The sequence below is a fragment of the Nocardioides sp. DN36 genome, assembly GCF_055380375.1.
On the sequence record NZ_AP043823.1, the window covers coordinates 2,059,302 to 2,079,661 of the forward strand.

General features: G+C 73.8%; 20 protein-coding genes. 9 read left to right on the top strand and 11 right to left on the bottom strand.

From position 1 onward, the window contains the following. Positions 1-3: 3 nt before the first annotated feature. The 4 genes from ftsL to mraZ all read right to left on the bottom strand — a co-directional run bounded on the left by ftsL (position 4) and on the right by mraZ (position 2,342). Entirely contained in the window at positions 4-603 is a 600-nt protein-coding gene (ftsL, locus tag ACZ43H_RS10760) for a cell division protein FtsL (protein ID WP_464590141.1), read from the bottom strand. Beyond that, positions 600-1,565, bottom strand: coding sequence for a 16S rRNA (cytosine(1402)-N(4))-methyltransferase RsmH (gene rsmH / locus ACZ43H_RS10765; RefSeq protein WP_464590143.1), 966 nt, complete (start codon positions 1,563-1,565; stop codon positions 600-602). Before rsmH ends, ftsL begins: the two co-directional genes overlap by 4 nt. Positions 1,566-1,576: 11 nt before the next feature. Then, entirely contained in the window at positions 1,577-1,714 is a 138-nt protein-coding gene (locus ACZ43H_RS10770; RefSeq protein ID WP_464590145.1) for a hypothetical protein, read from the bottom strand. A gap of 196 nt (positions 1,715-1,910) precedes the next feature. Further along, positions 1,911-2,342, bottom strand: a complete 432-nt coding sequence (mraZ, locus tag ACZ43H_RS10775; RefSeq protein ID WP_379185155.1) for a division/cell wall cluster transcriptional repressor MraZ — start codon at positions 2,340-2,342, stop codon at positions 1,911-1,913. A 480-nt stretch (positions 2,343-2,822) separates the two neighbouring features. Between mraZ and ACZ43H_RS10780 the strand changes: the two genes are divergently transcribed. Genes ACZ43H_RS10780 through ACZ43H_RS10790 form a run of 3 tightly spaced genes read left to right on the top strand, consistent with a single transcriptional unit; the run spans position 2,823 to position 7,448 of the window. Next, positions 2,823-3,800: an AAA family ATPase gene (locus tag ACZ43H_RS10780; RefSeq protein WP_464590147.1), complete on the top strand. Its 978-nt coding sequence runs from the start codon at positions 2,823-2,825 to the stop codon at positions 3,798-3,800. Further along, a complete protein-coding gene (locus ACZ43H_RS10785; RefSeq protein ID WP_464590148.1) occupies positions 3,793-5,070 on the top strand; it encodes a DUF58 domain-containing protein in 1,278 nt (425 codons plus the stop codon). The genes ACZ43H_RS10780 and ACZ43H_RS10785 overlap by 8 nt, the downstream gene beginning before the upstream one ends. Next, positions 5,067-7,448, top strand: coding sequence for a transglutaminase TgpA family protein (locus tag ACZ43H_RS10790; protein ID WP_464590150.1), 2,382 nt, complete (start codon positions 5,067-5,069; stop codon positions 7,446-7,448). The genes ACZ43H_RS10785 and ACZ43H_RS10790 overlap by 4 nt, the downstream gene beginning before the upstream one ends. Positions 7,449-7,610: 162 nt before the next feature. On the opposite strand, the gene ACZ43H_RS10795 is transcribed toward ACZ43H_RS10790, so the two are convergent. The 7 genes from ACZ43H_RS10795 to ACZ43H_RS10825 form a co-directional block, all read right to left on the bottom strand. Then, positions 7,611-8,069 (bottom strand): DUF3040 domain-containing protein, encoded by a 459-nt coding sequence (locus ACZ43H_RS10795; RefSeq protein ID WP_464590152.1) that lies wholly within the window; start codon positions 8,067-8,069, stop codon positions 7,611-7,613. Positions 8,070-8,217: 148 nt separating this feature from the next. Then, a complete protein-coding gene (gene dinB, locus ACZ43H_RS10800; RefSeq protein WP_464590154.1) occupies positions 8,218-9,405 on the bottom strand; it encodes a DNA polymerase IV in 1,188 nt (395 codons plus the stop codon). A 48-nt stretch (positions 9,406-9,453) separates the two neighbouring features. Then, entirely contained in the window at positions 9,454-10,173 is a 720-nt protein-coding gene (locus ACZ43H_RS10805) for a methyltransferase domain-containing protein (RefSeq protein ID WP_464590155.1), read from the bottom strand. Between the two features lie 19 nt (positions 10,174-10,192). Beyond that, entirely contained in the window at positions 10,193-14,134 is a 3,942-nt protein-coding gene (locus tag ACZ43H_RS10810; RefSeq protein WP_464590157.1) for a DNA polymerase III subunit alpha, read from the bottom strand. A gap of 118 nt (positions 14,135-14,252) precedes the next feature. Beyond that, positions 14,253-14,690 (bottom strand): SAV_6107 family HEPN domain-containing protein, encoded by a 438-nt coding sequence (locus tag ACZ43H_RS10815; protein ID WP_464590159.1) that lies wholly within the window; start codon positions 14,688-14,690, stop codon positions 14,253-14,255. A 12-nt stretch (positions 14,691-14,702) separates the two neighbouring features. Beyond that, positions 14,703-15,059, bottom strand: a complete 357-nt coding sequence (locus ACZ43H_RS10820; RefSeq protein WP_464590161.1) for a DUF6504 family protein — start codon at positions 15,057-15,059, stop codon at positions 14,703-14,705. Positions 15,060-15,270: 211 nt separating this feature from the next. Beyond that, positions 15,271-15,732: a hypothetical protein gene (locus tag ACZ43H_RS10825; protein ID WP_464590163.1), complete on the bottom strand. Its 462-nt coding sequence runs from the start codon at positions 15,730-15,732 to the stop codon at positions 15,271-15,273. An 88-nt stretch (positions 15,733-15,820) separates the two neighbouring features. Between ACZ43H_RS10825 and ACZ43H_RS10830 the strand changes: the two genes are divergently transcribed. The 6 genes from ACZ43H_RS10830 to ACZ43H_RS10855 all read left to right on the top strand — a co-directional run bounded on the left by ACZ43H_RS10830 (position 15,821) and on the right by ACZ43H_RS10855 (position 20,347). Continuing rightward, positions 15,821-16,294 (top strand): YbaK/EbsC family protein, encoded by a 474-nt coding sequence (locus ACZ43H_RS10830; protein ID WP_464590165.1) that lies wholly within the window; start codon positions 15,821-15,823, stop codon positions 16,292-16,294. Positions 16,295-16,307: 13 nt separating this feature from the next. Next, positions 16,308-16,766, top strand: coding sequence for an ArsC/Spx/MgsR family protein (locus ACZ43H_RS10835; protein ID WP_464590167.1), 459 nt, complete (start codon positions 16,308-16,310; stop codon positions 16,764-16,766). A 106-nt stretch (positions 16,767-16,872) separates the two neighbouring features. Further along, entirely contained in the window at positions 16,873-17,367 is a 495-nt protein-coding gene (locus ACZ43H_RS10840; protein ID WP_464590169.1) for a SigE family RNA polymerase sigma factor, read from the top strand. Beyond that, positions 17,364-18,248, top strand: coding sequence for a hypothetical protein (locus ACZ43H_RS10845; protein WP_464590171.1), 885 nt, complete (start codon positions 17,364-17,366; stop codon positions 18,246-18,248). The genes ACZ43H_RS10840 and ACZ43H_RS10845 overlap by 4 nt, the downstream gene beginning before the upstream one ends. A 35-nt stretch (positions 18,249-18,283) precedes the next feature. Then, a complete protein-coding gene (locus ACZ43H_RS10850) occupies positions 18,284-18,907 on the top strand; it encodes a DUF4126 domain-containing protein (protein WP_464590173.1) in 624 nt (207 codons plus the stop codon). Positions 18,908-18,916: 9 nt separating this feature from the next. Then, positions 18,917-20,347, top strand: coding sequence for a hypothetical protein (locus tag ACZ43H_RS10855; RefSeq protein ID WP_464590175.1), 1,431 nt, complete (start codon positions 18,917-18,919; stop codon positions 20,345-20,347). Positions 20,348-20,360: the final 13 nt, after the last annotated feature.

Consider the following 20,360-nt stretch of genomic DNA (forward strand, 5'->3'; position numbering starts at 1 on the left):
GTCTCAGCGCTGGGAGCTGTGGCTCACGTTGTTCTTGTGGTCCCTGTTGCTCGAGTTGTTGCTGTGGTTCTTTCTACCGTCCCCGCCATCCCGCGAGCCCGAGGACGCGCCGTCGTCGGCGGGCGGGGCGTCGACATAGGTGGGCGCCGGGTCCAGGACCGCGGGCAGCTGCGGAGCCGGCGGGACGACCTGCACGTTCTGGGCCGGGTCGGGCGGCGTCGCCACGCCAAGGACCTTGCCGTCCGAGAGCCGCAGGAACGCCGGGCTGCCGGCGGTGACCATGCCCATCTTCCGGGCCTGCTCCGCCACGTGCTGGGGGTCGCGCAGGACGTCGAGCTCCATGCGCAGGGTCTGCTCGCGGGCCGAGAGCGAGCTGGCCTGGCCCTCGAGCGAGGTCGCCGCGAAGGACGCCTGCTGCATGGAGGTGTTGAAGAGGAGCAGCCCGACGACGCCACCGAGGAGGAGCAGCGACACCAGGGTCACGAACGGCACGCGCGCGGCCCGGACCCGCCGGCGCGGGACGACGGTGAGCCGGGCCCGCTCGACGGCCGCCTCCGCGATGCGCGGCATGCGGGAGCGGAACTGGACGGCAGGGCTGCTCATGACGCGTCTCCTCGGGTGGTGGCAAGTCGTTCGATGGCGCGCAGGCGGACCGACGCCGCGCGCGGGTTCTCGGCGATCTCCTCGGCGGAGGCCTTCTCGGAGCCCCGCGTCACCAGGCGGTACGTCGGCTCGTGGCCGGCCGGCACGAAGGGCATGTCGACGGGGACGTCGCTGCGGGTGGCCTCGGCGAACGCCTGCTTGACCAGCCGGTCCTCCAGCGAGTGGTAGGACTCGACCACCACGCGGCCACCGGTGCCGATCGCCTCGATGGCCGCCGGCATCGCCCGGCGCAGCACCGCGAGCTCGTCGTTGACCTCCATCCGCAGCGCCTGGAAGGTGCGCTTGGCGGGGTGGCCGCCGGTGCGACGCGCCGGCGCCGGGATCTCGGCGTACAGGAGCTCGACGAGGCGCGCCGAGGTGGTGAAGGGCTCGACCTCGCGCTCGCGGACGATCGCAGCGGCGATCTTGCGCGCGAACTTCTCCTCGCCGTACTCGCGCAGGACGCGGGTCAGGTCGGCCGCGGAGTAGGTGTTGAGGACGTCGGCGGCGGTCTGACCGGTGGTCTTGTCCATGCGCATGTCGAGCGGCGCGTCCTCGGCGTAGGCGAAGCCGCGCTCGCGGACGTCGAGCTGCATGGAGGAGACCCCGAGGTCGAAGAGCACGGCGTCGACGTGGGCGAGCCCGAGCTCGGCGAGGACGTCGGGGATCTCGTCGTAGACCGCGTGGACGCCGGTGAACCGGTCACCGAACGGCTCGAGCCGGCTCCCCGCCAGCTCCAGGGCGGCGGGGTCGCGGTCGACGCCGATGACGCGGGCGCCGGGGATCCGGGTCAGGACCGCCTCGGAGTGACCGCCGAGGCCGAGGGTCGCGTCGACGAGGGTCGCGCCGTCGCGCTCGAGCGCGGGCGCCAGAAGAGCGACGACCCGGTCGAGGAGGACCGGGACGTGGCGGGGGCTGCTCATGGTCGCGGCGCCTACCGACCCAGGTTCGTCAGGAGCAGGAGCGCGGTGGCCAGCCCGACGGAGGTGGCGGCCGAGAACGCCATCAGCGTGGCGGCCTCGCGGGCCTGGTGGCGCACCCGGCGAACCGGTGCGACTGGTGTGATGCTCATGGACTCGACCCCCCTCCAAAGGTGCTGTGAGTACTGCTGGATCCGCAGGACCAGGTCCCTGCCCGCTCCCCTGGTGGGAAGTCGTCCTCTGGAACCGGGGAAGGTGCCCCAGATGACGATGGTGTGAGGGAGCGGGCCCGAGACCTCGCCCTGCGGATCGCTGTGGAGTTGTGCTGCTGCGGTGGTGCGGGTGGGGTCAGACCCCGGGGAAGACTTCCTCGCTGAGCTCGGAGAACTTCTCCTCCTGCTCCGCGGAGTACTGCTGCCAGCGGGTCGGGTCCCAGATCTCGACCCGGTTCATCACCCCGATGACCACCACGTCGCGGTCGAGCGAGGCGTACTCGCGCAGCATCGGCGTGATCGTGATGCGGCCCTGCTTGTCGGGGGTCTCCTCCGAGGCGCCGGCGAACAGGAAGCGGGTGTAGTCCCGCGCCCCCTTCACCGTGACCGGAGCCTCCTGCGCCCGACGGGTGAGCTCGACGAAGTCGGCCATCGGCCACACCGTCAGACAGCGCTCCTGCCCTCGAGTCACCACGAGCCCCTCCGCGAGCTGGTCCCTGAACTTGGCCGGGAGGAACAGCCGCCCCTTGTCATCGAGCTTCGGGGTGTAGGTGCCCATGAAGAACATCGAGCACCTCCCCTCCACCCTGTGACTGGGCGGTTCCTCCACTGCGCACCACTTTACTCCACTTCCCTCCACCGTCAACCATATCGAGCGTGTTGCCACGCCCGATTCGGATGATTTCGGCAGGTCCGCTCCCCCGCTCAGCCCGGCGGTGCAGGACGCTGGACGTACGCCGTTTGCGCAGGTCAACGCCTTGTCGGTGCACCTGGCACCCGCGAGTGGAGCGCCGGTGGGGAGAGACAGGCACCCGTGGTGGGGGGAAGTGGAGCGAAAGGTGGAGGAACGGGGAGCGCCAGGTCGTGCGCGGCTCGTGCACCGGGCTCCCGGCAGAGGACACTTGAACCAAATCCGCAACCAAACCGTGACCACCGACGTCGGACGTGGTGTCGACCCGGCCGCGTATCTTTCCGGGACGCCCTACGGTTGGGTGTGGGGACGCAGGCGCCGCGGGGGCGTGGCGCGCACGATTGGGAAGGACCGGAAGTGGGAGCTCCGAGCACGGGAGGTGCCGACCTCGAGACTCTCGCCCGGGTCGTCGGCCGGGTGCGGCACAACATCGAGCGCGTCATCGAGGGCAAGCCGGACGTCGTGACGTCCGCGCTCGTCGTGCTGCTCGCCGAGGGCCACCTGCTCATCGAGGACGTGCCCGGCGTCGGCAAGACGATGCTGAGCAAGGCGCTGGCCCGCAGCATCGACTGCTCGGTGCGGCGCATCCAGTTCACGCCCGACCTGCTGCCGTCCGACGTCACCGGGGTCTCGGTGTTCAACCAGAACACCCGCGAGTTCGAGTTCCGCCCCGGCGGCGTGTTCGCGAACATCGTGGTCGGCGACGAGATCAACCGGGCCTCGCCGAAGACGCAGTCGGCGCTGCTCGAGTGCATGGAGGAGCGCCAGGTCACCGTCGACAACACGACGTACCAGCTCGACTCCCCCTTCATGGTGATCGCGACGCAGAACCCGATCGAGATGGAGGGCACCTACGCGCTGCCCGAGGCGCAGCGCGACCGCTTCATGGCGCGGGTGTCGGTCGGCTACCCCGTCGAGGCGGCCGAGCTCGCCATGCTCGACTCCCACACCGGCAGCAACCCGCTGGAGGACCTCGAGTCGGTCACCGACGCCGGCGAGGTGCAGAAGCTGATCGGGATCGTCAACCAGGTCTACGTCTCCCACGCCGTGCAGCGCTACACGGTGGCGCTGACCGCGGCCACCCGGCGCTCGGAGGAGCTGACCCTCGGCGCCTCCCCCCGCGCCACGCTGCACCTGGTGCGGGCGGCCAAGGCCATGGCGGCGATCCACGGGCGCGACTACGTCCTGCCCGACGACGTGCACACGCTGGCCCGGCCGGTCCTGGCGCACCGCCTGCTGCCCAGCGTCGAGGCGGCGATGAGCGGTCGCTCGACGACCGCCATCCTCGAAGGCGTGGTCGCCGGCGTGCCCGTTCCCGAGGGGAACCGTGCGTGAGGCGCTCGCCGGCCTGACCGTCCGCGGACGGGCGTTCCTCGCTGCCGGCGTCACGGCGATCGTCTGCGCCGTGCTGCTCGGGCAGTCCGCGCTGACGCGGGTCGGGGTGCTGGTCCTCGCGCTGCCGCTGGTGACCGCCTTCCTGATCGCCCGGAGCCGGTACAAGCTCGCCCTGGTGCGCACCGTGACACCGCAGCTGGTGGCCGCCGGCCAGCCGGCCCGGGTCAGCCTGACCCTGACCAACGAGGGGCGCACGCCCAGCGGGGTGCTCCTGCTGGAGGACCACGTCCCCTACGTGCTCGGCACCCGACCCCGCTTCGTCCTGCACGGCATCGGCCAGGGCTGGCACCGCCAGGTCGGCTACCAGGTCCGGTCCGACGTGCGCGGCCGCTTCGACATCGGTCCCATGACGGTCCGGGTCAGCGACCCCTTCGGCCTCGTCGAGCTCGGCCGCTCCTTCCGCACGACCGTCCCGCTCACCGTCACCCCCCGCACCGTGCCGCTGCCCGGCATCCCGCTCGGTGGCGCCTGGACGGGGTCCGGCGACAACCGGCCCCGCGCCTTCGCCACGGGCAGCGCCGAGGATGTGACCGTCCGCGAGTACCGCCGTGGCGACGACCTGCGCCGGGTGCACTGGCGCAGCTCGGCACGCGTCGGCGAGCTGATGGTCCGGCGCGAGGAGCAGCCCTGGCAGTCCCGCGCCACGCTGTTCCTCGACAACCGGCTGCGCGCCCACCGCGGCCAGGGCATCGCCTCGTCCCTGGAGGCCGCGGTGTCCGCAGCGGCGTCGGTGGCCGTCCACCTGAGCCAGCGCGGCTTCACGGTCCGGCTGGTCACCGCCACCGGCGAGGAGCCGAGCAGCGCCTGGCACTTCCGCGACTCCGACCTGAACACCGGCCCGCTGCTCGAGGCGCTGGCCGTGGTGCAGGCCGTGCACCAGCCGCAGCTCGACACCAGCTGGCTCTCCGAGGGCGGGCACGGCGGGCTGACCGTGGCGGTCTTCGGCCAGGTCGAGGCCGTCGACGTACCCATCCTCCGCCGGATGCAGCTGCACGCCGGCTCGGCGCTCGCCATCGCGCTCGACGTGGACGCGTGGGTCTCCCCCGCCGCCGAGGGCGGCGCCTCCCCGCTCCTGGCCCAGCAGGGCTGGCGGGTCGCGACGCTGCGCCCCCGCGACCGGCTCGACCAGGTGTGGCAGGAGCTGGGGCGCAGCAGCGCCCAGCTGTCCCGGGTCGGTGGCCCGGCCGCACCCGCCCAGGGGCTGCGATGAGCCCGCGCCGCGGTGGCCTCGCCACCGACGTCCTCCTCGCCGCCACCGCGGCCGCCACCACCTGGGTGGCGATGTGGTCGTGGGCCAGCTTCACGACGGTCCCCGGCCGGTTCCTCGGCCCGCTGTTCCTGCTCGGGGTCGTGGTCGCGGGCACCGGCGTGCTCGCCCGGTGGCTGCGTGCCCCCGGCCCTGCCGTCGTGGGCCTGCAGGTCGTCGTCTCCGGGCTGGTCTGCAGCATGGTCATCAGCGGCTCCCCGCTCCCGGTCGGAGCCGCCTGGTCCAGGATGACCCAGGCGTTCGCCGACGCCGTCGACACCGCCAACCAGTACGCCGCGCCGGTCCCCTCGGACGCCCCCGGCGTGCACCCGCTCCTGATCCCCGGTGGGCTGCTGTGCCTGCTGCTCGTGGACGTGCTGGTCTGCACGCTGCGCCGGGTCCCGCTCGCGGGACTCCCGCTCCTGATGTTCTACAGCGTGCCGGTCAGCCTCGTCGGCGGCGGCGTCTCGTGGTGGGTCTTCGTGCCGACGGCGATCGGCTTCATGACCCTGCTCTTCCTGCAGGAGAGCGAGCAGGTCGCGCGCTGGGGCCGCCCGCTCGTGGAGAACCCGGACACCGCGGGATCCTCGACCTTCGGGCCGCAGGGCGCCGTCCGTGCCAGCGCCGGGACGATCGGGTCCGTCGCCACCGCACTCGCGCTCGTGGTGCCGCTGCTCATCCCGACCCTCGACCTGCACGTCTTCGACGGTGGACGCGGCCCGGGCGGCGGGTCCGACATCTCGATCCGCAACCCCATGATCGACCTGCGCCGTGACCTCAGCCGGCCCGAGGACATCCCCCTGGTCCGCGTGACCACGGACGACCCCGCCCCCGACTACCTGCGGATCTCGGTCCTCAACCGCTTCTCCGACAACGAGTGGAGCTCCGGCGATCGCGACGTCCCGTCGAGCAACACGGCCGACGGGCAGATGCCCTCCCTGGTGGGTGTCGCTGGGACCGTGCCGCGGCGCGAGTACGGCTACGACGTGACGGTGAACCGCGAGTTCGCCTCGTCGTGGCTGCCCACCCAGGCCCCGATCAGCCGGATCGTGGCCTCCGGGGACTGGCGCTACGACACCTCGACGATGGACTTCATCTCCGGCGACAAGGAGGTGACCACGGCGGGCATGCAGTACTCCATGACCGGCGTCGACCTCGAGCTGGACGCCGCGGACATGGCCCGCGCCGGGTCGTCGTACGGCCTGGTGAGCAAGGACTACCTCGAGACGCCCAAGGACCTGCCACCCATGGTCCGCACCCTCGCCAATGAGGTGACCCGCGACGCCCCGAGCCGCTACGAGAAGGCGGTCGCGCTGCAGAACTGGTTCAGCAGCACCGGGAAGTTCACCTACGACCTGCACGCCCAGCCGGGCAACGGGGTCGACGACCTCGTGGCCTTCCTCAGCACCGGTGACGGCGGCCGCACCGGCTACTGCGAGCAGTTCGCCGCCGCCATGGCGGTGATGGCCCGCACGCTCGGCATCCCGGCGCGGGTCGCGGTGGGCTTCCTGGAGCCGGACGAGGTGGGTCCCGGGGTGTGGGAGTACAGCTCGCACGACCTGCACGCCTGGCCCGAGCTGTTCATCCCGGGCTCCGGCTGGGTGCTCTTCGAGCCCACGCCCGCCGGAGCCGGCACCACCGTGCCCTCGTACACGACCCAGGACGTCCCGGTCAACGACCCCACCCTCAGCCCGTCCGCGTCCCGGCCGACCGAGAGCCTGCCGAGCCGCGGCCCGAGCGAGAGCCTCTCCCCCAGCGAGTCCGACGCCGCGGGGTCCGCCTCCGGCGGCGACTCCGGCTTCCCGTGGCTGCCGGTGGGCGGCGGGCTCGCCGGCCTGGTGGTCGTGGCCGGTCTGGCCCTGCTTCCGCGGACGGTGCGCCGCAGCCGCCGCGAGCGCCGCCTCAGCGGGGGCATCGAGGAGGTGTGGGCCGAGCTGCGCGCGAGCGCCGTCGACCTCGGCGTGCCCTGGCCGGAGGCCCGCTCACCCCGGGAGACGCGCCAGCGCCTGGTCGGCCACTTCGGCACCCCGGTGGACCGGGAGACCGTCGAACGCCCCCGTCACGGGGCCGACGTGGCACCCGAGGCCGTGGCCGCGCTGGACCGGCTGGTCGGGGTGCTGGAGCTGTCCCGCTACTCGCGGACGCCGTCGTCCGGCGACGCCCTGCGAGCCGACGCCGAGGCCTGCCTGGCGGCCCTGCACGGAGGTGCCACCCGGGGCGCCCGGCGACGTGCCGAGTGGTGGCCGCGGACGGTCGTCTCCGGGCGCCGGCGCGAGCACGCCGTGCGGGCCCAGGCGCCCGTGCAGGCGCGGTACGGCGGCGTCGTCGACCACGTCGGCTGACCCGTCGACCTGTCGCAGCTTCACCGCACAGCACGTCGACCTGTCGCAGCTTCACCGCACAACGCATCGACCCGTCGCAGCTTCACCGCACAACGCATCGACCCGTCGTGAATTCACGACGGGTCGAGAGCTGACAGCGTCGACGAGCGACGGGTCGGCGGGTCAGAAGCCGCCGTTCTCCTCGCGGCGGCGACGCCAGCGGTCCTCCATGCGCTGCATGAAGGTGCCCGAGGAATGGTGCCGGCGCGACCTCTTGGTCTTGCCGGTGCGTCCACCGTCGATCACGGTGAAGCCGTGGGCGGGCCGACCGGCGGAGCGGGACTCGCTGGCGTGGCCCTGCTGGCCGCGCACCGCGGTCACGGCGACGGTGGCCGAGCCGAGCATGATGATGAAGCCGACGATGCCGAGCGCCCAGAACCTGGAGTCGTTGCCGGAGAGGATCGCGCCAGTCATCAGGACCGCCACGCCGAGGGCGAAGCAGACGCCGGCGACGATCGCCCGACGACGGGCCGAGCGACGCAACGAGGTGCCTCGCAGGGTCGAGGCGAGCTTGGGGTCCTCCTCGACGAGGGCGCGCTCCATCTGCTCGAGCAGTCGGAGCTCCTCTTCGGAGAGTGGCACCGGGTCCTCCACGGGTCTAACTCAAGCCATTCGACGGATGCGGCCTAGGCCTGGCTCAAGTCTAGGCAGCGGCTGGTGATCCCGGTAGCCGGGTTCACGAAATTAGTACCCAACTCGTGCCAACTCTCCTCTCCGCGTCCGGAATGTGTCAGGAGAGCAGGCTCGCCGGGCGCACCGCGGCCGACCCGAACCGGGTGGTCGCGCGGTCGACCGCACGGTCGGCGTCCGACCAGCCGTGCTCGCGCTCCCCCAGCACCAGCTGCCGGTGGACCGTCTCGCGGGCGACCAGCCCCTCGACCCGCACCCCCACCAGCCGGAGCCGGGCCCGCTGCAGCCCGAGGGCGTCGTACAGGCGGGCCGTGGTCCGGTAGACGTCCTGGGTCACGTCGGTGGCCTCGGGCAGGGTGCGGGAGCGGGTGATCGTGGTGAAGTCGGCGAACCGGACCTTGAGGGTGACGGTGCGTCCCGCGACCCCCGCGACCCGCATCCGACCGGTGACCTTGGTCGAGAGCCGCAGCAGCTCGCGCAGCACCACCTCGCGGTCGTCGGTGTCGCGGCCGAAGGTCTCGTCGGCGCCCATCGAGCGCTCGGGCTCGTCGGGGCCCCGGCGTGGGGTGACCACCCGGTGGTCGATCCCCCAGGCCAGGTCGTGCAGGTGGCTGCCGAGCCCGTCGCCCACCGCGCGCTGCAGGGTCCGCAGCGGGGTGTGTGCCACGTCGCCGACCGTGACCAGTCCGAGCCGGTGGAGCATCGCCTGGGTCTTCTCCCCCACGCCCCACAGCTCACCGACGTCGAGCGGGTGCAGGAAGGACGTGATCTCCTCGGGCGGCACCACGACGACCCCGTCGGGCTTGGCCCGGCGGCTGGCGAGCTTGGCGACCGCCACCGCGGCGGCCACCCCGACCGAGCAGGTGATGCCCTGCTCGTCGTGGATCGTCGCGCGCAGCTGCTCGGCGATCTCCAGGGGCGACCCGAGGCGGCGGGTCGACCCCCGCACGTCCAGGAACGCCTCGTCGAGGGAGAGCATCTCCACCAGCGGGGTGACCCGCCGGAAGCTCTCGGCCACCGAGGCCGACACCTGCCCGAACAGCTCGAAGTCGGGTGGCAGCACGACGGCCCGGGGACAGACCCGGCGGGCCCGGGTCATCGGCATCGCCGAGCGCACGCCGTACTGCCGTGCGGCGTAGCTGGCCGAGAGGACCACCCCCCGGCTCCCACCGCCCACGATGACGGGGACGTCCCAGAGGTCCGGCCGGTCGCGGGTCGCCACCGACGCGTAGAAGGCGTCCATGTCGACGTGGAGGATCGGCGTGGCCGGAGCGTCAGCGGAGGTCACGCCGATCCTCCCGTCGACATGGACAGGAGGGCGCGACCCCAGCCCGGGTCAGCGGGCGAGCACGTGCAGCTGCGTGGCGAGCGGGAGGTACTCGGGGCGCTCGGAGGTGGCGTGCTCGAGCTCGACCAGCGCGGCGGTGGCACCGGGCTCGAGGTCCAGCAGCGACCCGGGGACGAGGTCGGCGAAGACCCGGACGCCGTGCACCGAGACGACCTCGAAGCCGGCGCCGGCCAGCAGCCCGGTCGCCTCGTCCGCGGTGAACCGACGCCCGGAGCGACCCGTGGCGGCCGGGTCGTCGAGCAGGGCCAGGGCCTGACCGAAGTGCCCGGCCATCGCCCGGGCGACGACGGCGGCGTGCCGTTGGGCGACCAGGAGGCTGAGGGTGCCGCCGGGGCGCAGCACCTCGCGGATCGTGGCCAGCGCGGCGGCGGGGTCGTCCACGACCTCGAGCACGCCGTGGCAGAGGACCACGTCGGCGCTGTCGGGGCCGGCGAGGTCGAGCAGGGTCGACAGGTCGCCCTGCTGCCCGGTGACCTCCACCCCGCGCTCCCGGGCGCGCCGGTCCAGCGAGGCCAGGGCGTCGGGGCTGGGGTCGACCACCGTGGCCCGGTGGCCGAGCTCCGCGACCCGGACCGCGAACCCGCCGGTGCCGCCACCGATGTCGAGGACGTCGCGGGGGTCGTCCCCGAGCACGGGGAGCAGGCCCTCCCACACCACGGCGGTCCGGGCAGCGCCCCGGCGTTCGCTGGGTCGATCACTCGCTGGCATGCCTCACACCCTAGGGGAGTCATCCGGCGCTCCCGGGGCTGCGGTGCCACAGCTTGCGCGCGACGTCTTTGGTGGAGTCTCCGGCCGGCTTGATGTCGGCGTACGGCGAGAGCCTGAAGCCGCTGGAGTGCACCAGCACCCGGCGCCGCCCCATCCCGCCGGCGGCGCTGTGGTGGTGCTCGGGCTCCTCTCCCTCCCCCGTCGCCGGGAACGACTGCGGGCGGGCCATGACCGGCCGGCTGGCGCGGCTCTCCGCGGCGCCGGCGACGGCCGCCTCCCCCACCCCGGCGAAGCCGTCCGGCACGACCGCCATCGCCTCGTGGACGGCGTCCATGCCCCCGGCCCGCCACAGCGCGAACAGCGCCGGCAGCTCCCAGCACCCGGTGGCCCGCAGGGAGACGCCCCGCCGGCCGGTACGTCGCAGCTCACCGCGGACCACCAGCAGCCAGGAGTGGAAGACGGTCGCGGCGTAGGGGCCCTGGGCGTCCTCGAAGAAGGTCGCGTCGACCGGGCCGGTGGCGTCGTCGAGGGTCAGGAAGATGACCCGGCGCCCGGACCGGATCGGCGGGGTCTGGGTCGCGACCTTGACCCCCGCGACCAGCAGCTCGGCCCGGCTCCGCCGGGACAGCAGGTCGCGGCTGCGGGTCACCCCGAGCTCGTCGAGGAAGCCGGCGTAGGTGTCGACGACGTGCCGGCTGGCGTCGAGCCCGAGGATCTCGAGCTCGGCGCGCATCTTCTCCTCGGCGTCCATCTCCGGCAGACCGCTCACCATCTCGCCGCCCTCCCCGGGCGCGTCGCCGAGGTCGAGGGCGAGCTGGACCGAGGTGACCGGCCGCGGCGGCGGGGTGGCCCGGGACTGGGCGGAGGCCTTCGCCCACACCCCGGCGTCGGCCAGCGGGTGCCGCTCCAGCGCCGCGGCACCCTCGCGGGCGGCCGGGTCGGAGCTGTTGCGGGCGGCGGCGTCCTCGGCCCTGGCCCGGGCGGCGACGCCGGCCGTCGCGACCCGTCGCCGGGCGAGCCCGCGGCCACGCCCGGCCCGCTCCACGGCCCGCGCGTGCCGGTCCAGCTCGGCGACCTGGAGCAGCAGGTCGCGCCGGGTCACCCGGCCGCGGCGGCGCACCTCGCCGGGCTGCGGTGAGCCGATGCCGTAGGCCGAGTCGAACCCGCCCGCCAGCACCAGCCGCTCGACGATCGGCCGGGACACCCGGGCGCGGTGCCAGAAGTCGGTGAGCGAGGGGTAGGGGCGGGCGGCCACGATCCGCTCCACCTCGCCCTCGTTGATCCCCTTCACCTCCGCCAGGGCGAGCCTGATGCCGTACGCGCCGTCGCCGAGTCGCTCGACGACGTACTCCTTCTCCGAGGCGTTCACGTCGAGGCCGAGGATCGCGATGCCGAGCTGGCGGGCGTCCTCGAGGATCAGCCGCTTGGGGTACATGCCCGGGTCGTGGGTGAGCACGCCGGCGAGGAAGTGCGCCGGCCAGTGCGCCTTGAGCCAGGCCGACTGGTAGGTCGGCAGCGCGAACGCCGCGGCGTGGGCCTTGCAGAAGCCGAACGACGCGAACGCCTCGAGGATCTTCCAGATCCCCTCGACCACGGGCAGCGGGTAGCCGTGGCCGAGGGCGCGGGGGAAGAACCACAGCTTGGTCTCGGCCATCCCCTCGAAGTCCCCGAGCGCGCGCCGCTTCTCGTCGGCCTCGGCGTTGGTGATCCGGGCGAACCGGGCGATGATCTCGATGACCTGCTCGTGGAAGACCACCACGCCGTGCGTCTGCGCCAGGATCGGCCGCAGGTCGTCGTGGAGGTACGTCGGCGCCTTCCAGCCCTGCTTGACGTCGAGGTACGGCGTGATCATGTCGCTCTTGACCGGGCCGGGCCGGAACAGCGAGATGTCGGTGATGATGTCCTCGAAGGACTCGATGCCGGACTTGCCGACCAGCTCGCGCTGGCCGGGCGACTCGATCTGGAAGACGCCGAGGGTCCTCGCGGACGAGATCATCGCGTAGGTCTCCGGGTCGTCGAACGGCACCTGCTCCTCGTCGTCGAGGTCGATCTCCTCCCCGTCGACGCGCCGGATCTCGGTCAGCGCGTGGGCCATCGAGGACTGCATCCGGATGCCGAGCACGTCGAGCTTGAGCAGGCCGAGGTCCTCCACGTCGTCCTTGTCGAACTGGCTCATCGGGAAGCCGGCGTACGACGCCTCCACCGGGGTGCGGTCGAGCAGGGTCGCGTCGGAGAGCAGCACCCCGCACGGGTGCACCGCGATGTGCCGCGGCAGCCCGTCGAGCCGCTCCACGAGGCGGAACATCAGGTCGAGCCGCTCCTCCCCGAGGCCCGACGCCCGCAGCTCGGGCAGCTCGCGCAGGGCGACCCGGGCGTCGCGGGCCCGGATGTGCGGGAACGCCTTGGCGATCGCGTCGATCTCGCCGGGCGGCATGCCGAGCGCGGCCCCGACGTCGCGGACGGCGTGGCGGACCCGGTAGGTGTCCATCATCGAGACGCACACGCACCGCTCCCCGCCGTACCGGTCGAGGACCCGCTCGTAGACCTCCAGCCGCCGCGCCGACTCCACGTCGACGTCGATGTCGGGCAGCGCCTGGCGCAGCGGGGAGAGGAACCGCTCCATGAGCAGCCCGTGCCGGATCGGGTCGACCCCGGAGATGCCGAGCAGGTAGTTGACCAGGCTGCCCGCGCCCGAGCCGCGCGCGGCGCAGCGCACCCCCATCTCGCGGATCAGGTCGGTGACGTCGCCGACGGTGAGGAAGTACGACGCGTAGCCGAGCTCGCGGATCGTCTCCAGCTCGTCGTCGAGCCGCTTCCACACGACCTGCCTCGGCCCCGAGCCGTAGCGGTCCCCGACCGCGCCCTCGCAGCGGGCGCGGAGCAGGGCGTCGGCCGGACCTGCTCCCGGCGTGGGCCGCGGGGTGACTCCCCCGGCGGCCAGCTCGAACTCCGGGAAGTGCACCTCCCCCAGGCCCAGGTCGGAGCGCGGGTCGAGCGCGCACCGGTCCGCCACCGCGCGGGTCCGGGCCAGCAGCTGCCGGGCCTCGCGGGCCGGGTCGGCGGCCAGCCCGGCGAGCCGGCAGATCTCCTCGGCGACCTCGGCCATCTCCTTGCCGGACTTGAGGTGGCCCTCGGCGTTGCCCCGATCGACATGTCGGCGGTCGAGCGGGACCAGCCGGCGGGCGGCGTCGAGGATGTCGACGGTGGGGGCGTCGCGACGGTCGGCGTAGCGGACCGCGTTGGTGAGCACCGTCCCCAGCCCGGCCCGGCGGGCCGCGCCGGCCATCCGGGCGGCGTGCGGGGTGGTCCCGGGCCCCCAGCCGGCACCGGACGCGCCGAGCCGGTGGGAGACCAGCTCGACCACGAGGTTCTCGCGGGGCACCCGGGCCAGCCACGGCGCGAGCACCGCCTCGGCGAGGTCGTCGCGGCGGCGGGTGGCGGCCACCCCCAGCTCGGAGGCCGGGCCGAGCAGCACCACCAGGTCGCCGGACCCGAGCAGCTCGGCCACCTCCGGCAGGCCGGGGTCGAGCACCGGGGCCCCCCGCTCCCCGGCGAGGTGGGTGGCCGAGACCAGCCGGCACACCGCCGCCCACCCCGCCCGGCCGCTGGCCAGCAACGTCACCCGGGGCAGCCGCAGGTCCCGGAACGCCCCGCCCCGCACCGGGGTCCGGGGGCGCCCGGCCGGGGTGACGTACGGACCGGTCGCCCGGTCGGCCCCGCCGGACGACGTCGTGGTGAGCGTGGGCCGGTGCGCGAGGTCGACCCCCAGCACCGGCCGCACGGCCGCCGACAGGCACGCCTTGGCGAACTTCACCGCGCCGTAGGTGCCGTCGCGGTCGGTCAGCGCCAAGGTGTCCATCTCGTGCTCGACGGCCCGCTCGACCAGCGTGTGCGGGTGGGACGCGCCGTACTGCAGCGAGTAGCCCGAGGCCACGTGGAGATGGGGGAAGGGATCGGGCACGGGTCGCCTCCTGCGCGCTCAGCCGGCTCGACCCTGACTGTTTTGTCGAACACATGTTCGAACACCTGAAGTCTACGCCTCCCCGAGGAGACGTCAACCCGGCCCGGACCGGCCGGGCTCAGCTCACGTGCCGCACCACCTGGCCGCGCGCCGGCGCGTGCGGCACCAGCCCGAGGCACTGCTCGACGACCGCGAGGAAGCGGTCGGCGTCGCGGACCAGGTCGTCGGCCTCGCGCTCGGTGACCGCACGCGCCGAGCCCGCCTCGGCCGCGGCACGCTTGCCGGCGCCGGCCGCGAAGAACCGGGCCCACTCCTCGAGCTCGGGGGCCACCTCGGCCAGCAGCACCCAGGCATTCTTCTGCGGGCGGCGCCGCGTGGGCGCCGGGTGCGCCCGGGCGGCCAGCAGGGCGGCCGTGGCCCGCAGCGCCGCCACGTGGGCACAGGCGTAGCGGGTGGGCACCTCGGTCGCGGCCATCGCCTCACTCAGCGACTCGGCCGAGCGGGCGAGGTAGGAGTGCGTGGTGGCCGGCAGCGCGTAGGGGTTGGGGACGCTCATCGACTCCACCCCTCAGTCCACGCAGCCGACGAGCTGCCAGCGACCGTCGGACCAGTCGAAGGAGAGGTCGAAGACGCCACCGCCGTCGCCCTCGCCGGAGCCGGTCGCCAGCCCCATGCCCCGGCCGGCCTCGACCCGCCACATCTCCCGCTCGACGAGCAGGTCGCCGGCGGGAGCTCCCGGGGGCACGTCGTCGGAACCGACCGCCGCTCGCGCTCCCGACGACTGCCACCACGGCGACGTCTCCACCCAGTGCGCGACCACGGCCCGCACCTTCCACAACCGCCCGCGCCACAGGAACTGCTCGGGACCCTCCACGCCCGTCACCAAGCCCTTGCGGACCTCCACGGGGTCGTCGTACCGCCTCATCTGGCCGCCGCCTCTCACCACACCCTCGACCCCGGACACCGACCCCGGCCCGCGCCGACCGGCCGCAGGTCTGCGGCCGGCCCGGCGGGGACGGGGTCGAGATCGTCCCCGCCGAGCGGGGTTCGAACGCGTGTTCGAACACCCCGAACGCTACACCTCGGCACGGACAGTCCGTCAAGGGATGACCGGCGCCCCCGGGCGCCGGCCGCGGTCAGCGCCGGGTGACGGCGCGCGACGACAGCGGGACGCCGCGGATGTAGGCGCTGGTGTCGCGGTGCCAGAGGAAGAACAGCAGGGCGGCGTCGAGCACCACCGAGACGACCGTGAGGACGACGAACAGGGCGGGCGGGTCGCTGCGCAGCCCGGCGAGGGTCGCGACGGCCATGAAGGCGACCAGCGCGGTCAGCGAGAGCCGCGCCCAGTTGTGACCGCTGCGCAGGAACATCGCCAGCACGCCCGCCAGCAGCGCGAACACCACGAACAGCACGATCGCCACCGGCACGAACGCCGGCGGCTTGAGGTCGCCCGTCGAGTCGGGGTGCCCTGACGCCCAGGAGCTGACCAGGTCGTCACGCAGGATGACCGTGAGCAGGGCCGTGAACCCGCTCAGCAGGACCAACCCCAGCAGGACCCAGGTCGCACCGCTCACCGAGCGCGGCTGCTGCCGACTCATCCAGTCTCCTCTCAGGCGCCGGACCAGCCGGCGCACGCACCACGAAACCCACCGGACCGGTGGCCCCGCCTCTGGCTAGGGTCGCAGTATGACGACCGAGCACCCCACGATCACCCTATTTCGAGACGAGCACCGGCGCCGTGGCGGCCAAGGCGAGATCGTCATTCTCCCCGACTCGGTCCACACCGCCGCACTCGCCGCCGAGGCACTCGGCTGCGAGGTGGGCGCGATCGCCAACAGCCTGCTCTTCGACGCCGGCGGCGCGCCGGTGCTGATCCTCACCTCGGGCGCCCACCGCGTCGACACCGCGAAGGTCGCCGAGCGCATCGGCGTCACCGAGCTGCGGCGCGCGAAGCCCGAGTTCGTCCGCGAGCACACCGGCCAGGTCATCGGCGGTGTCTCCCCCATCGGCCACCCGGCGCCGGTGCCGACCTACCTCGACCCCTGGCTGCGGAAGTACGACGTGGTGTGGGCGGCCGCCGGCCACCCCGCCGCGGTGTTCTCCACGACGTACGACGAGCTGGTCGCCCTCACCGGGGCCACCGAGACCGACGTCGACTGAGGGGCGTCGAGCGATGGAGATCTGGCTCAACCCCGCCTGCTCGAAGTGCCGTGCCGCGACCGCGGAGCTCGACGCCGCCGGCGTGGCGTACACCGTGCGTCGCTATCTCGACGACCCGCCGACGGCGGCCGAGCTCGGCGAGGTGGTGGCGCGCCTCGGGCTCGAACCGTGGGACGTCGCCCGGCCGAAGGAGACCCGCGAGGCGGGCATCGAGCTGCCCCGCGAGCCCGACCACCGGGCGGCGTGGCTGGAGGCGATGGTCGCGCACCCGGCCACCATCCAGCGCCCGATCCTCACCGCCGCCGACGGCACCACCGTGGTCGGCCGCGACGCGGACTCGCTCGCCCGGGTCACCGCGGCCCAAGAGGCGGCCCAGCAGACGGCCCAGCAGACGGCCCAGCAGACGGCCCAGCAGACGGCCCAGCAGACGGCCCAGCAGACGGCCCAGAAGTCCGGCCGGGCGCCTGCCTGAGAATTCTCACCGCCGCTGCGAACCTCGAGAGCAGCGGGCGGCGTACAACGGGTAGACCGCCGCCCACCCGTGGCGCGGCGCCCATCTCGGACCGGAGGCAGCCCACGTGCGACGCGACCAGCGTGAGCAGGAGTTCACGGAGTTCTTCTCGGTCCACGGCTCCGGCCTGCGGCGCACCGCCTACCTCGTGGTGCGCGACTGGCACCTCGCCGAGGACCTGACCCAGCAGGGCATGGCCAAGCTGTACGCCGCGTGGCCGCGCGTGAACTCCAGCACCCGGACGGCGTACGCACGCAAGGTCGTCGTCAACGAGTGCCTCTCGCACCTGCGCCGCCGACGGCCCGAGACGCCGACCGACCAGCTGCCGGACCGAGCCGGCGACGACCCGCCCACGACGCTGGACCTCGGCGCCGCGCTGGCGCTGCTGCCGCCTCGACAGCGCGCGATCGTCGCGCTGCGTTTCCTCGACGACCTCTCCGTCGCCGAGGTCGCGGACCTCCTCGGCATCGCCGACGGCACGGTCAAGAGCCAGACCGCGCGAGCCCTGGACACCCTGCGCAGCCACCTGCCCGAGCTGATCGCCACCGAGGAGACCCGATGAGCAACGACGACCTGGCCACCCTGCTGCGCGAGCACGTCGCCCGTGACGAGCCGGGCCACTCCCCCGACTCCGGCGCGGCGCTCCGGGCCGGCCGGCGACGACTCCGGGGACAGCGCCTGGTCGCGGGCGTGGCCGCGGCCGCGGTGGTCGCGACCGCAGGGGTCACCGCCGCGCAGGTCCTGCCGGGCTCGGGCGGCAACGGCCCGACGACCGCCGTCGACCCGGCCACCCGCCGCGCGCTGCAGGACTACGACCCCCAGCAGATGCCACGGCTGCTCGACGAGCACGCCTCCGCGGTGTTCGGGCGCAGCGTCCCCGACCTGCCGAAGGGCGAGTTCGGCGCCTTTGACGGGCAGGGCAACGAGCTGCCACCGAAGTGGTACGACAAGGCCAGCGGCATGTCGATCTCCTACGGCACCGGCACCGACCACCAGCTCTCGATCGACCTCAGCCACGCCCGCAGCGAGGCCGAGGGCAGCGCCCGGCGCTACTGCGAGGACGGCCTGTCCGGCGGCTACTACCTCAGCTGCGACGTGACCGCGGGGCCGAGCGGGAGCCTGGCGATCACGAAGGTGATGGCGCTGCGCCCGATGCACGGGTCCGGCTGGATGGCGGTGCCCCGCGACCGGCTGGACAAGATCGACCCGGACCGGCTCTGGTTCCAGCGCGAGGCCAAGGTGATCCACTCCGAGACCTTCGTGACCTATGTCAGCGAGACCATGCACGCGCCGGACCTGGCCACTGCGGACTTCCAGGTGCCCGTCGACGACCTCGTCGAGCTCGGTACCGACCCGGTGCTGGTGATCCCGGAGCCGCCCACGGACGCCAGCGGCTGCGGGCCGTGGACGGTCCCGGACTCCGGGGTGACGTCCTCCTGCTAGCCCGGGACGCGGCCGCGCGCTCCTAGACTCCCGGCGTGGACTCACTCGCACTGGCGTTCTCGAGCGGCTGGGCCAGCGGGGTGAACTGCTACCTGGTCGTGCTGGTGCTCGGCATCTCCGACCGCGTCGGCGGCTTCGCCGACATCCCCGACGCCGTCGGCCGCTGGGACGTGCTGGCGGTGGCGTTCTTCCTCTACGCCTTCGAGTTCGTCGCCGACAAGATCCCCTACGTCGACTCCACGTGGGACGCGATCTCGACCGCGGTCCGCCCCACCGCCGGTGCCGTGGTGGGCGTGCTGATCGCCGGGCAGGCCGACTCCCTGGACGAGGCGGTCCTCGGCGTCGTCGGCGGCGGGACCGCGCTGCTCTCCCACCTCGCCAAGGCGGGCGGCCGGCTGGCGCTCAACTCCTCGCCGGAGCCGGTCACCAACATCACCGCCAGCATCGCCGAGGACGTGGTGGTGCTCGCGGTCGTGTGGTTCGCGATCCAGCACCCGCGCGCCGCTGCCGCGATCGCGGCGGTGCTGCTGGCGGCCGGGCTGCTCCTGCTGCTCCTGCTCGCGCGGCTGGTCCGGCGCGGCTGGCGCCGGTGGCGGCGTCGGGGCGACCCGCGCCCGGGCGGCGGTATTCCGGTGGCCGGGCCACCACGCGCTCACTAACGTCGGCGCATGGAGCCGTCGACCGACCTCACCGACCCCGCCACCCGGGCGCGGGCGACCGCGCGCCTCGGTGAGCTCTTCGCCGGCCGCCCGGTCCTCCTCGGGCCGGGAGTTCTGGCCGGCTTCACTCCGCTCGTCGGCTGGCTGCGCGAGCTGGGCTGCCCGGTCCTCGTCGTCTCGACCACCCGCGGGGCGGGCCCGGTCCCGGCCGAGGGCGAGTGCGTCGTGGTCGAGGTCGCACCGCCGCCGACGGCGTCGGTGACCGACGAGCTCCGCGTCCACGACCGGCTGGCCCACAACCTGCCGGACCACGTGGTGGCAGCGGTGGAGGAGCTCGACCCGGACCGGCGCGGGATCTGGTCCACCACTCCGTTCGTCACCACCGACGAGCCGATCCTCGGACGTCCAGTCACGGGCGGCCGGCCGGCCTCGTTCCTGGCGCTCGAGGACAAGATGCTCGCCGACGAGGTCTGGGCCGCCACCGGCGTCGCCCACGCGCCGTACCTCATCGTGCCCGTCGACGACACCGCGCTCGACGACGCCACCGACCGGCTCGCCGGGCCGCTCGGCGCCGTCTGGTCCGGCGACGCCCGTGACGGCTTCAACGGCGGCGGCAACTACGTGCGCTGGATCCGCGACGGAGGCGACCGGGCAGCGGCTCTGGGGTTCTTCCGGCCGCGCTGCGACCGGGTGCGGGTGATGCCGTTCCTGGACGGCGTGCCGTGCTCGATCCACGGTTTCGTGCTCCCCGACGGCACGGCGGCGCTGCGCCCGGTCGAGATCGCCATGCTGCGCGACCCGGTGCGCCGGCGGTTCGTCTACGGCGGGCTCGGCACCTCCTGGGACCCGCCGCCCGAGGACCGCGAGGAGATGCGCGACGTCGTGCGCCGCGTGGGGGCACACCTGCAGCGGGCACACGGCTACCGCGGCGCGTTCGGGGTCGACGGGGTCCTCACCGTCGACGGGTTCCGCCCCACGGAGCTCAACACCCGGATGTCGGCGGGCGCGACCACGGTCGCCGAGGTCGACCGTCAGTTCTTCACGTTCCTCCAGGCCGCCCTCGTGGCCGGCGTCGACCCTGGGCTGACCGTCGCCGACGTCGAGGCCCTGGTCGCCCTCATGGACGCCGAGCGGGCCGGCCGGGCGGTCGCGTTCGGCGAGGGGGTGTCGCTCGGCGGCCCGTTCTCGCACCCGGTGCGGTGGGACGGCCGCGAGTTCACCCGCGAGGCGTCCGAGACCGGCAGCACCTTGGTGCTCGCCGACACCCCCGCCGGGTTCTTCGCCAAGGTCGACCCCGGTGTCGCGCTGGCGCCCGGGGAGCGGCTGGCCGAGGTCAACCTCGCGCTGCTGCGCTTCGTGGACCGCGAGTACGGCGCCGACTTCGGCGACCTCGAGGCGGCCCCGGACCTGCGCACGGCGGGAGCCGCGGCCACGCCGTAGCCCGGGCCGTAGG

Excerpts from the sequence above, each read along its gene's own strand:
- ftsL (WP_464590141.1), bottom strand. The coding sequence starts at position 603 with ATGAGCAGCCCTGCCGTCCAGTTCCGCTCCCGCATGCCGCGCATCGCG.
- rsmH (WP_464590143.1), bottom strand. The coding sequence starts at position 1,565 with ATGAGCAGCCCCCGCCACGTCCCGGTCCTCCTCGACCGGGTCGTCGCT.
- ACZ43H_RS10770 (WP_464590145.1), bottom strand. The coding sequence starts at position 1,714 with ATGAGCATCACACCAGTCGCACCGGTTCGCCGGGTGCGCCACCAGGCC.
- mraZ (WP_379185155.1), bottom strand. The coding sequence starts at position 2,342 with ATGTTCTTCATGGGCACCTACACCCCGAAGCTCGATGACAAGGGGCGG.
- ACZ43H_RS10790 (WP_464590150.1), top strand. The coding sequence starts at position 5,067 with ATGAGCCCGCGCCGCGGTGGCCTCGCCACCGACGTCCTCCTCGCCGCC.
- ACZ43H_RS10805 (WP_464590155.1), bottom strand. The coding sequence starts at position 10,173 with ATGCCAGCGAGTGATCGACCCAGCGAACGCCGGGGCGCTGCCCGGACC.
- ACZ43H_RS10815 (WP_464590159.1), bottom strand. The coding sequence starts at position 14,690 with ATGAGCGTCCCCAACCCCTACGCGCTGCCGGCCACCACGCACTCCTAC.
- ACZ43H_RS10820 (WP_464590161.1), bottom strand. The coding sequence starts at position 15,059 with ATGAGGCGGTACGACGACCCCGTGGAGGTCCGCAAGGGCTTGGTGACG.
- ACZ43H_RS10825 (WP_464590163.1), bottom strand. The coding sequence starts at position 15,732 with ATGAGTCGGCAGCAGCCGCGCTCGGTGAGCGGTGCGACCTGGGTCCTG.
- ACZ43H_RS10830 (WP_464590165.1), top strand. The coding sequence starts at position 15,821 with ATGACGACCGAGCACCCCACGATCACCCTATTTCGAGACGAGCACCGG.
- ACZ43H_RS10835 (WP_464590167.1), top strand. The coding sequence starts at position 16,308 with ATGGAGATCTGGCTCAACCCCGCCTGCTCGAAGTGCCGTGCCGCGACC.
- ACZ43H_RS10845 (WP_464590171.1), top strand. The coding sequence starts at position 17,364 with ATGAGCAACGACGACCTGGCCACCCTGCTGCGCGAGCACGTCGCCCGT.
- ACZ43H_RS10855 (WP_464590175.1), top strand. The coding sequence starts at position 18,917 with ATGGAGCCGTCGACCGACCTCACCGACCCCGCCACCCGGGCGCGGGCG.